At 32.1% G+C, this 11,216-nt stretch carries 10 protein-coding genes and 2 tRNA genes; 11 read left to right on the forward strand and 1 reads right to left on the reverse strand.

What is annotated here, in order from left to right; translation table 11 throughout:
• Positions 1-34 precede the first annotated feature (34 nt).
• From B4H69_RS16335 to B4H69_RS16355, 5 genes are all read left to right on the forward strand, one after another.
• Complete coding sequence (locus B4H69_RS16335; RefSeq protein ID WP_291094922.1) at positions 35-1,024, forward strand: hypothetical protein; 990 nt, start codon at positions 35-37, stop codon at positions 1,022-1,024.
• The gene (locus B4H69_RS16340; RefSeq protein WP_280045499.1) at positions 1,021-3,585 is read left to right on the forward strand and encodes a hypothetical protein; all 2,565 of its coding nucleotides are present in this window, start codon (positions 1,021-1,023) and stop codon (positions 3,583-3,585) included. Before B4H69_RS16335 ends, B4H69_RS16340 begins: the two co-directional genes overlap by 4 nt.
• A 66-nt stretch (positions 3,586-3,651) precedes the next feature.
• A complete protein-coding gene (locus B4H69_RS16345; RefSeq protein WP_280045500.1) occupies positions 3,652-4,371 on the forward strand; it encodes a DUF1003 domain-containing protein in 720 nt (239 codons plus the stop codon).
• 113 nt (positions 4,372-4,484) lie between these two features.
• Complete coding sequence (gene pruA, locus B4H69_RS16350) at positions 4,485-6,113, forward strand: L-glutamate gamma-semialdehyde dehydrogenase (RefSeq protein WP_280045501.1); 1,629 nt, start codon at positions 4,485-4,487, stop codon at positions 6,111-6,113.
• 58 nt (positions 6,114-6,171) lie between these two features.
• Positions 6,172-7,101: a cation diffusion facilitator family transporter gene (locus tag B4H69_RS16355; protein WP_125349438.1), complete on the forward strand. Its 930-nt coding sequence runs from the start codon at positions 6,172-6,174 to the stop codon at positions 7,099-7,101.
• A gap of 98 nt (positions 7,102-7,199) precedes the next feature.
• On the opposite strand, the gene B4H69_RS16360 is transcribed toward B4H69_RS16355, so the two are convergent.
• Complete coding sequence (locus B4H69_RS16360; protein WP_291077348.1) at positions 7,200-7,844, reverse strand: OmpW/AlkL family protein; 645 nt, start codon at positions 7,842-7,844, stop codon at positions 7,200-7,202.
• A gap of 240 nt (positions 7,845-8,084) precedes the next feature.
• On the opposite strand from B4H69_RS16360, the gene B4H69_RS16365 reads away from it, so the two are divergent.
• The 6 genes from B4H69_RS16365 to B4H69_RS16390 all read left to right on the forward strand — a co-directional run bounded on the left by B4H69_RS16365 (position 8,085) and on the right by B4H69_RS16390 (position 11,092).
• Entirely contained in the window at positions 8,085-9,227 is a 1,143-nt protein-coding gene (locus B4H69_RS16365; protein ID WP_038331167.1) for an acyl-CoA dehydrogenase family protein, read from the forward strand.
• 68 nt (positions 9,228-9,295) lie between these two features.
• Positions 9,296-9,490 (forward strand): 30S ribosomal protein S21, encoded by a 195-nt coding sequence (rpsU, locus tag B4H69_RS16370; RefSeq protein ID WP_038331168.1) that lies wholly within the window; start codon positions 9,296-9,298, stop codon positions 9,488-9,490.
• 82 nt (positions 9,491-9,572) lie between these two features.
• Positions 9,573-10,472, forward strand: a complete 900-nt coding sequence (locus B4H69_RS16375) for a tyrosine-type recombinase/integrase (RefSeq protein WP_038331065.1) — start codon at positions 9,573-9,575, stop codon at positions 10,470-10,472.
• 2 nt (positions 10,473-10,474) lie between these two features.
• On the forward strand, positions 10,475-10,774 hold the full coding sequence (hpf, locus tag B4H69_RS16380) for a ribosome hibernation-promoting factor, HPF/YfiA family (RefSeq protein WP_038331066.1): 300 nt from the start codon (positions 10,475-10,477) through the stop codon (positions 10,772-10,774).
• Between the two features lie 130 nt (positions 10,775-10,904).
• Positions 10,905-10,978, forward strand: a tRNA-Thr gene (locus tag B4H69_RS16385).
• 33 nt (positions 10,979-11,011) lie between these two features.
• Positions 11,012-11,092 (forward strand) — tRNA-Tyr (locus B4H69_RS16390).
• Positions 11,093-11,216 lie beyond the last annotated feature (124 nt).

An 11,216-nucleotide genomic window follows, 5' to 3' on the forward strand; every position in this document is an offset into this window, starting at 1 on the left:
ATTGTGATTTATAGATTTTGAGTTAAATTTGAGTATGAAATTTTTATTTAGATTTTTAACACTGTTTACGATAATTAGTTTGGTTGGATGTACTTCCAAAACCAAAAAGTCGCCGATTGATTTTTATTATTGGCGAAGTAATTATTTGGTGAACGAAACAGAAAAAAAAGCGGTTGATTCGTTGAAAGTGGAAAATGTTTACGTTCGATTTTTTGATGTAGATAAAAAACTGAATAAAATTTCTCCGGTTGGAATTATTCAGAATTTTGATGCAACAAAACTCAATGTTAATTATATTCCGACGATTTTTATTACCAATCAAACTTTTCTGAATACATCCAAAGATCAAGTCAAAATTTTAGCAAAAGATGTGTATAATTTTTTGAGTGAAACGGCTGAAAGAGGAAATATGAAAAACTTCAATGAAATTCAGATAGATTGTGATTGGACGAAATCTACTCGCGAAAATTATTTTACGTTTTTGTCAGAATTGAAACATATTTCGGGCAAAAAACTTTCGGCAACTTTGCGTTTGCATCAAGTTAAATTTAAAGATCAAGAAGGTATTCCGCCTTTGGATAAAATGGTTTTGATGTGTTATGCAACCGAAAATCCAACCGATCAATCTGAAAATAATTCGATTTTAGATTTGAAAATAGCGAAAGATTATTTGAAGAATTTAAACGATTATCCAATCAAATTAGATGTTGCTTTGCCAATTTATTCATGGGCAATTTTGACAAATCATCAAGGAAGAATAAAATTAATCAATTCCTTTTCGGAGCAAGATTTGATAGGAAAACCTGTAAAGAAAATCAGAAATGGATTTTATGAAGTGGAAGATGATTTTTTTGTTCGAAATTTTTATGTGAGCAAAGGTTTTACAATAAAAGTTGAAACGATTTTTCCCGAATTATTAGTTGAAACAAAATCATTTATCGATACAAAATTATCTTACAATTATCGCTTGATTTATTATCATTTAGACTCAAAATTTTTGAAAACAATACCAACACAATTATGAAAAAAATAGTACTTACTTTATGCCTAACTTTTGGTTTGACCAAAGCATTTGCGTGTGCTGATGGAGGTGGAGAAGATTATTATTACTACAATCTTTTTTCGCAAACATTAAGCGAAGCACCGCAATATCAGCCATTTTTGATGACGTTGGATAATCCATATTATACGATGGATGCAAATCAAAAGAATGAAAATATTTTGGATTGGCAAAAAACGTTAGGAATTAACTATCAGCAAGCATTTGAGTTGGTTTTTAAAGCATCGAAACAAGAAATTGATTTGATGATAAAGAATGGAAAATCATCCAATGCGAACTATAATTTTGCGACAACAGATTGGGTAAAAAAGAATAAACAAAGTTTACTTTATCTGTCGTATGCTAAGTACCTAGAACCTTACATGGCTTTTTATTACATCGATAATGGAGAATGGTCGTATGTCGATCGTCCAGAGAAAAATGTCAATAATCTAAATTATAAAAAAGTTCTTGAGGTTCTAAAGAAAAGTTGGAATGCGGAAACGGACAAAGAATTAAAAACTCGTTATGGTTATCAATTGGTGCGTTTTGCCCATTATTTCCATGAATATAAAGATGCCATCAATTATTTTAACATGTATGTGGCGTCGCAAGGACTTAAAAATTCGATGTACTATTATGCATTAGATCAAAAAGGTGGAGCAGAACGTGCACTTGGAAATTATATTCAGGCGAATTATGACTTTTTCGAAGTTTTTTCTCATTCAAATGATCGAAAAATGAGTGCTTATCAATCGATGCGCGTGACAGAAGATTTGAATTATGAGAAAATGTTAGCCAATGCCAAAACGATTCAAGAAAAAAATGATTTGTATTTGTTAATAGGTTACAACGATTTTTCGAATCCGTTGGCGCCTGCAAAAAAAATTATTGCGAATGATGTGAATGCTCCACAAGCGAGAATATTATTTGCACGTTCTATCAATTTAATTGAGCGCGAATATTTGCAACAAAATCCTGAAGATTATTATTGGGATTCGTCTCAAGAGCGAAAAAAGTATACGGATTTATATTTACCTGTAAAAACGAATAACAATTATTATGGAAGTTCTGATGAAAATTCGAAAGATGAAATTCAGATTAATGAATTAATTTCTTTGGCAAAATCGCAAGCAACAAAAGCTAATAACAAAGAATATTGGAATTTATCGGTGGCATATCTTAATTTATTGAACAAAAATTTTTCGGAAACAAAAACGTATTTAGCAAAAGTAAATTCAACATCGAAAGAATTTCAACAACAGAAAAAAGTGATTGAAATTTTATTAGAGATTTTCGAACAAAAGAAAATTTCAGATAGTTTCGAGAATCAATTGATGCAAAAATATGCGTCGATTTTAAATTATGAATATCCAAAATTACCAGAAGATGTTTATGATTATTCAGATGAAGATGATCAAAAAATGAACTTGAAAAATGTGATTTTAGATGTTTTGGGAAATCGATATTTTCTGCAAGGTGATAAAGGAAAAGCATTTTTGATTCATAATGAAATTACACAATTAGGTTCAAATCCGGATTGGGCGATTATCAATGATTTGGATAAATTGGATAAAAAATCGAATAAAACAGCTTTCGAAAAATATTTGATTAATGCAAAAGTAAAATCGAGTTCATGGGATTGGAGAACAGAAAAATCGACAGATATTCAGTTTAAATTATCTGATTATTTAGCCGATTTCAAAGGAACATTGTATTTAGGCGAAATGAAATTTGATTTAGCGAAGAAAGAATTTGAGAAGATTGATCAAAAATATCATACGTCAGAAAGTGCTTATTTTGTTTATGATTACGATTATACAACAGAAAAAGAAAGCAAAACTTGGGTAGAAAATCAGTTTGATGGCTATCATAATATTCCGAATAAAATTTTTGGCTATAATAAGATTGAATGTTTTAATTGTGACGAAAATCAAGTGATTGCAACACCATATTTGAATGAATTCAAATTTATCAAACCAAAAATGTCAAAATTAGAATTGACAAATGCGATGATTGAATTGAATAAAATAGCAAAGAAAAATACAGAAGAAGCTGCAAAAGCGAATTATTTGTTGGGGAATTTCTTCTACAATACGACGACTTTGGGCTATTATCGTTATTTGTTGACATTTGATCGAAATAATGATAATGGACCAAAATTTAATAATTATGGCGATCAGTATGAAGCGACAAGCAATTTCTTTTACAAAAGTTTTGGTTGGGGTGGAAATTACGTAGATAATTTTACGCCTTCAGAAAATTATTTGAAAAAAGCATTTGATTCGACAAAAGACAAAGAAATGAAAGCGCAAATATTGTTTGCATTGTCGAAGAATGAACAAGGAAGATTTTATAATGCAAAAGACCCTGTATTGAAACGTTTGTACGAAAATCAATATGATAACGAAGAGAAGATTTTAGCGTTTAAAGTGGCAAATTACCGTTCTAATTTTAAGAATTTGAAACAATATTCGGACACTAAAACATATCAAGAAATAAAATCAAATTGTAAATATTTCGATTATTACACGAATAACTTTTAATAATTAAAACGCTTCTAATTTTAGGAGCGTTTTTTGTTAGGTGATTTTTGACTAAAATAGATTATTATGAAATGTTTTGTAACTCAAAAACCAATTAATCGCTACGAAGCTGTAAAAGGAAAAGAAATTCAGCAAGAGATTTTTAAATTGATTCAGCAAGATTATCCCGCAATTACCGAAGAAGATTATGTTTCGATAAAAGTATTGAACAAATATCGTCGTCAATTTTTTGCAAATTTGATTTCGCAAGAAAAAGGTGAAATGGAAAAATTGGATCAAGATGTAGTGGAAGCGATTCGTGATAATTCTATTCTTTCCGAAAATATAAAAGAAAATACATCAAAACCATTGACAACAGGCGATAGAATTGCAGATAAAGTAGCATCTTTTGGTGGAAGTTGGACATTTATTATTTCGTTTTTTATTTTCTTATTGGCTTGGATGTTTCTTAATTTTTGGATGTTGCACAACAAAGGTTTTGATCCCTATCCATTTATTTTACTCAATTTGATTTTGTCTTGTTTAGCGGCAATACAAGCCCCAATTATTATGATGAGTCAAAATCGTCAAGAAGATAAAGATCGTGATAGAGCCGAACATGATTATAAAATTAACTTGAAAGCTGAATTGGAAATAAAATTATTAAGTGAAAAAATAGATCATTTATTGGTTCATCAGAATAAGAAATTATTAGAAATACAGGAAATGCAGATTCAATATTTAGAAAATATCGAAAATCAAATTCTTCATACAAAAGATAAAAAAGAAAATAAAAAGGAAGAATAATGGATAATTTTATGTCTAAAGTGGTAAAAGACTTAATTATCTGAACTGAAACATTTCCATTTATTTTTCTTAAATTTGAACTTTGAAAAGTATAAACAAACAAAATAATCAAAATGTCAAAATCATTTGCTCAAATTCCTCACGCTGTTAACGAAGAGGTGAAATCATATGCTCCTGGTACGCCAGAGCGTGCGCAATTATTAGACGCATACAAAAAAATGTTTAACGAGGTAACAGAAGTTCCTCAATACATTGGTTCTGAAGAAATTTTTTCAGGAAATAAAAAAGAAATTCGTCCTCCACATGATCACCAAAAAGTTGTTGGTTATTTCCACGAAGGAACACAAGATGATGTAAAAAAAGCGATTAACACAGCTTTGGCAGCGAAAGAAGCTTGGGTTGCAATGCCTTGGGAAGATAGAGCGGCAATTTTTTTAAAAGCTGCAGATTTGATTGCTGGTCCTTACCGTGCAAAAATGAATGCTGCAACAATGATTGGTCAATCTAAAAATGCAATGCAAGCAGAAATTGATTCAGCTTGTGAGTTGATTGACTTTTTACGTTTTAACGTACAATACATGACAGAAATTTATGCAGATCAACCAATTTCTTCTCCAGGAATTTGGAATCGTGTAGATTATCGTCCATTAGAAGGATTTACTTTCGCAATTACTCCATTCAACTTTACTGCAATCGCTGGTAATTTACCATCTTGTATGGCTTTGATGGGGAATGTTGTAGTTTGGAAACCTTCTGATAAACAAACTTTAGCTGCTAAAGTAACAATGGAAGTGTTCAAAAAAGCTGGTTTACCAGATGGTGTAATCAACATGATCTTAACTGATGGAGCAGAAACCGCAAAAACAGTTTTAGAACACAAAGATTTCGCAGGTTTACACTTCACAGGTTCTACAAAAGTTTTCAATACTTTATGGAAACAAATTGGAGATAACATCAATAATTACAGAACTTATCCACGTATCGTAGGAGAAACAGGAGGAAAAGATTTCGTAATGGTTCACAAATCAGCTTGTCCAACAGAAGTTGCTGTAGGTTTAGTTCGTGGAGCGTTTGAATACCAAGGACAAAAATGTTCTGCTGCTTCTCGTGCTTATATTCCATCTAACTTATGGAGCGAAGTTGAGAAACAAATGAAAGAAATGTTAGCAACTGTTACATTAGGATCTCCAGAGGATTTCTCTAATTTCATGACAGCGGTTATCGATAAAAACTCTTTCGAAAAATCTAAAGCATATATCGATCGTGCACAAGCATCTTCTGAAGCTGAAGTTGTAATAGGTGGTACTTATGATGATTCAGTTGGATATTTTGTTCAACCAACAGTTATCAAAGCAACGAACCCTAAATATGAATCAATGGTAGAAGAAATCTTCGGGCCTGTATTATCAGTTTATGTTTATGATGAAAATGAATTTGAAGCAACTTTAAAATTAGTTGACGAAACTTCTGCTTACGCATTAACAGGATCAATCTTCGCGAAAGATCGTGCAGCTGTAGAATTAGCTGCTAAAGCATTGAAAAATGCTTGTGGAAATTTCTACATCAACGATAAACCAACAGGTGCAGTTGTAGGACAACAACCATTTGGTGGAGCACGTGCTTCTGGTACAAATGATAAAGCAGGTTCTGCAATGAACTTGTTACGTTGGACTTCTGTTCAAACAATCAAAGAAACATTTGTTCCTGCAAAAGATTACAAATACCCATTCTTAGAAAAATAATATTTTCGAGATATAAAATTAGAATAAGCCTTACATTTGTAGGGCTTATTTTTTTGGTATGAATGATAATTCGGAAAAAGCAATCAAAGCTTCAATTTTTAGTATTGTAGGAAACGCTTCTTTGGCTGGAATTAAGTTTTTGGCTGGTTATTTTGGGAATTCTTACGCACTTATTGCAGATGCAATCGAGTCTTCGGCAGATGTTTTTTCTTCTATATTTGTTTTCTTTGGACTAAAGTATTCTGCAAAACCTGCAGATGAAAATCATCCTTACGGGCACGGAAAAGCAGAAGCGTTAATCACATTTTTAGTGGTTACTTTCCTTATTGTTTCTGCGATTATCATTGCAAAAGAAAGTATTAACAATATTATTACACCACATCATCAGCCCAAACCATTTACCTTATTAGTTCTTGGAGGAATTATTTTATTCAAAGAATTATCGTTTCAGTATGTAATGCGAAAAAGTGTTGAAACCAATAGTTCTTCTCTAAAAGCAGATGCTTGGCATCATCGTTCGGACGCAATTACATCGTTAATGGCGTTTATCGGAATTTCGATTTCATTGGTAATGGGACCAGGTTGGGAGGCAGCAGATGATGTTGCAGCACTTTTTGCATCAAGTTTTATTTTATATAATGCGTACAAAATCCTTCGACCTGCGTTGGGAGAAATTATGGATGAACAATTGTACGAAAATGAAATTGAACAAATCAGAGAAATCGCTTCGCATGTTCCTGGTGTTATGGCGACTGAAAAATGTAATGTGCGTAAGAACGGAATGAATTATTATGTGGATTTACATGCAATAGTCGATGGAACGATTTCGGTAGTGGAAGGACATAAAATTAGTCATGATCTGAAAGATGCTGTACAAGCCAAAATGCCACAAGTAAAAGACGTTTTAGTGCATATAGAACCTACGTTTGTTTCGGTTCGAGAATATTTTCGAACAAATCACATTGAAGATAAAAGAGTGGAGGAGTAAAAATAAATCAATTTAAATAAAAAAAGAGAAGCAATTGCTTCTCTTTTTGATCTTTTAGTTGGTTAATAAAAAATCATAATATATATAAAAGGTCGATTTTAGAATAATTTGAAACCAATACCAGTACTGATTAACCAAGGATTAAGATCTACATCTGCTGGTACATAAACTTGTTTGTCTAAAGCTGCACCAACTGTAACGTCTGTGTTTAAGTATAATTTTTTAACATCTACGTTCCAGTATAATTTATCATTGATTTTGTAATCAAATCCTAATTGAAATCCGAAACCTACATTGTTTTTGTAATCTACACTAGTTACGGCTGCGTTTCTCCCTTTTCCTTGCCCTTGATCATAGAAGATTGTATAATTAATTCCTGCGCCAACATAAGGTTTTAGGTTTTTTGTTGGATACAAATGATATTGTACATTAAGAGTTGGAGGCAACAACATCACGCGTCCCAAATCCAAATTTCCTAATGCAGTATTTACCGCAACAACTTCATGTTTAGATGTCCCTAAAATTAATTCGGCTGCGATATTTTTTGTAATATAATAGGTAAAGTCGATTTCTGGAATAAGGTTATTCGTCACTGCGACATTTCCACCTATTGCTTCTATTTTAGCATCTTCCATAGGAACTACACCAGTTGCTCTTACACGCATATGCAATTCACCTGCTTCTTGTCCAAATGAATTTATCGATGCTAAAATTGCTCCTACTATTAATAGTCCTTTTCTCATAATGTTTTATTTTATTTCTGAGAACAAAACTCGGATTAATTTATCCGAATTAAAATGTCAAATATCATTTCCGAAAATGACTTTAAACATTTGTTTTTTTTTAGGATATTATTAACTTAAAAACGCTGATAGTCAATTATTTTTAATGAGTAAAAATAATCGTAAAAGAAAAACTTTTCACTTAATAGAAATTTATTACTTTTGGAGGAAAGTCATAAAAAAACAAAAAAACTCAAAAAAATGGATTTCTTAGAAAATGAAAATTTATCATTAATCGCGCAATCGGCAAGAGATTTCGCAAAACAATACATTCAGCCGAATATTATGGAGTGGGATGAAGCTCAAACTTTTCCAGTTGAAGTTTTCAAAGAACTTGGAAAAATGGGATTCATGGGAATTGTTGTTCCAGAAGAATACGGAGGAAGTGGTTTGTCTTATGACGAATATGTATCAATTGTAGACGAAATTTCACAAGTTGATCCTTCTATCGGTTTATCTGTAGCAGCACATAATTCACTTTGTACAAATCATATTTTAGAATTCGGAAACGAAGAGCAAAAACAACGTTGGTTACCAAAATTAGCAACAGCAGAATGGATTGGTGCTTGGGGATTAACAGAGCACAACACTGGTTCTGATGCAGGAGGAATGTCTACAACAGCTGTAAAAGATGGTGACGAATGGGTAATTAACGGAGCAAAAAATTTTATTACACATGCAATTTCTGGTGATGTTGCGGTTGTAATGACAAGAACAGGAGAGAAAGGAGCGAAAAATAACGCGACGGCTTTTGTAATCGAAAAAGGAACGCCAGGTTTTACATCGGGTAAAAAAGAAAATAAATTAGGAATGCGTGCTTCGGAAACGGCAGAGTTAATCTTCGATAATGTACGTGTTTCGGATGCAAATCGTTTAGGGAACGTAGGTGATGGTTTCAAGCAAGCGCTTAAGATTTTAGATGGTGGTCGTATTTCGATTGCAGCTTTATCTTTAGGAATCGCGAAAGGAGCGTACAAAGCAGCGTTGAAATATGCGCAAGAACGTCATCAGTTTGGAACTGCAATTGCAAATTTCCAAGCAATTAACTTCAAATTGGCTGAAATGATTACAGAAATCGAAGCTTCAGAATTATTAATTCGTAAAGCATCTTATTTAAAAAATCATAAAAAACCAATGACGACAGAAGGTGCAATGGCAAAATATTATGCATCGGAAGCGTGTGTTAAAATCTCGAATGAAGCGGTTCAAATATTTGGTGGATACGGATATACAAAAGATTTTCCAGTAGAGAAATTCTACCGTGATTCTAAGTTATGTACAATTGGTGAAGGGACAACGGAGATCCAAAAATTAGTGATTGGAAGAAATATTTTGAAAGATTAATACAAAACGATTTGTTTAATTACTAAAGAGTTGTATATTTGCCATCTCAAAAAGAAATAGATAAAATTATGTTGATTATACCAGTAAAAGACGGAGAGTCAATCGAAAGAGCTCTAAAAAAATACAAAAGAAAATTTGATAAAACAGGTGTTGTACGTCAGTTAAGAGCACGTCAACAATTTACAAAACCTTCTGTTACAAATAGAATTAAGATGAGTAGAGCAATCTACAAACAAGCCTTAATCGAAAAGGAGGAAGCATAAATTGCCGTTTTAAACGATATAAAGAAATTAATTTCTGTTGACCTATTTATTAAAGTTGTAACTTTGATGAATAGGTTTTTTTATGGAATTTATTCAACTATTCTTAGATTATTTAGCGCTCGAGAAAAACTATTCTACGCTAACAATCACAAGCTACAAAAGAGATTTGGACGATTTTGTTGAGTTCTATCAACAAGAAGAAAATTCGTCGGAAATACAACTTGCAACAAAAAATCATATTCGTGCATTTGTGATGCATTTATCAGAATTAGAAAAGTCTGAGAAAACGGTTAATCGCAAATTAAGCGCTTTACGGACGTTTTATAAATATCTGATCAAAGAAAATCATCTTACCATTAATCCAATCGAACAAATTCATTCACTCAAACAAAATAAACAAGTTTTGGTGCCATTTACAGAAGCAGAATTGAATGATTTGTTGAATAATGATGAGTTTTTTCCAGATACATTCGAAGGTTTACGTGATCGATTAATGATTGATGTAATGTATCAAACAGGAATTCGACGTGCCGAATTAATTGGTTTGAAAGAAAATGATATCGATCCGAATACACTTTCTATAAAAGTTCTTGGAAAAAGAAACAAAGAACGTATAATTCCTATTTCGACCTTTCTGTTAGAGGATTTGGCGAATTATAACACCAGAAAACATAATGAAATTACCTTACAATGTACGAATGTTTTTGTAACAGAAAAAGGAAAACCTTTGTATGATAATCTTGTTTATTCGAAAGTAAAATACTATCTTAGTCTTATAAGTGTAAAACATAAAAAAAGTCCTCATATGTTGAGGCATTCATTTGCGACCCATATGTTAGATTCCGGAGCAGATCTGAATGCGGTAAAAGATATCTTAGGGCATTCAAGTTTGTCATCGACTCAAATTTATACACATGGGAGTATAGAAAATTTAAAAAAAGTGTTTAACAAAGCTCACCCGCGTGAGAACAAAAAAGAGTAATTATGACAATTAACTTTCAAGCAGTAAACTTCAATACTAAACCAGGTTTAGAGGAGTATTTAGAAAAAAAATTAGAAAAATTAGAAACTTTGTCAGACAAAATCATTGCAGCGAATGTTTCTTTTAAGTTAGAGAATACTGCAGAAAAAAATAATAAGACAGTTGATATTAAGTTAGAAGTACCAGGAGATGATATTGTTGTGAGTAAAACAGGACAGTCTTTTGAGGAATGTATTGATTTGGCGGTAGATACATTAAAAAAATTAATTATCAGAAAAAAAGAAAAGATTAGCGAAAGATAAAAAATAACGAATTGACTAAAAAAAGAACCTAAAAATTTGGTTAATTCAAAAAACAACGTAAATTTGCAGTCCGTTAAACAAACATATTTAACGGACTGTTCTTTTAAATAACGCTTTTAAAAACAAAAATGCCGATGTAGCTCAGCTGGCTAGAGCAGCTGATTTGTAATCAGCAGGTCGTGGGTTCGAGTCCCTCTATCGGCTCAAAGTTTTTAGAAGAACAAAAAAAAGTAAGGCGGGGAGATACTCAAGCGGCCAACGAGGACGGACTGTAAATCCGTTGGGTAACCTTCGCAGGTTCGAATCCTGCTCTCCCCACAAACTTAATTTTTAAAATTTTTTGTGGTTTAGGATTTAATCTTTAAATTTGCAAAGCTTTTTAGAAGTGAATGCGGGAATAGCTCAATTGGTAGAGCGTCAGCCTTCCAAGCTGAATGTTGCG

This window comes from Empedobacter sp. UBA6745, from assembly GCF_002453775.1.
In the GTDB taxonomy this organism is placed as follows: domain Bacteria; phylum Bacteroidota; class Bacteroidia; order Flavobacteriales; family Weeksellaceae; genus Empedobacter; species Empedobacter falsenii_C.

What these genes read in the sequence shown, in the direction of transcription:
- B4H69_RS16360 (WP_291077348.1), bottom strand. Translation starts at nt 7,844, where the DNA reads ATGAGAAAAGGACTATTAATAGTAGGAGCAATTTTAGCATCGATAAAT.
- hpf (WP_038331066.1), top strand. Translation starts at nt 10,475, where the DNA reads ATGACAATTAACTTTCAAGCAGTAAACTTCAATACTAAACCAGGTTTA.
- B4H69_RS16365 (WP_038331167.1), top strand. Translation starts at nt 8,085, where the DNA reads ATGGATTTCTTAGAAAATGAAAATTTATCATTAATCGCGCAATCGGCA.
- rpsU (WP_038331168.1), top strand. Translation starts at nt 9,296, where the DNA reads ATGTTGATTATACCAGTAAAAGACGGAGAGTCAATCGAAAGAGCTCTA.
- pruA (WP_280045501.1), top strand. Translation starts at nt 4,485, where the DNA reads ATGTCAAAATCATTTGCTCAAATTCCTCACGCTGTTAACGAAGAGGTG.
- B4H69_RS16335 (WP_291094922.1), top strand. Translation starts at nt 35, where the DNA reads ATGAAATTTTTATTTAGATTTTTAACACTGTTTACGATAATTAGTTTG.
- B4H69_RS16355 (WP_125349438.1), top strand. Translation starts at nt 6,172, where the DNA reads ATGAATGATAATTCGGAAAAAGCAATCAAAGCTTCAATTTTTAGTATT.
- B4H69_RS16375 (WP_038331065.1), top strand. Translation starts at nt 9,573, where the DNA reads ATGGAATTTATTCAACTATTCTTAGATTATTTAGCGCTCGAGAAAAAC.
- B4H69_RS16340 (WP_280045499.1), top strand. Translation starts at nt 1,021, where the DNA reads ATGAAAAAAATAGTACTTACTTTATGCCTAACTTTTGGTTTGACCAAA.
- B4H69_RS16345 (WP_280045500.1), top strand. Translation starts at nt 3,652, where the DNA reads ATGAAATGTTTTGTAACTCAAAAACCAATTAATCGCTACGAAGCTGTA.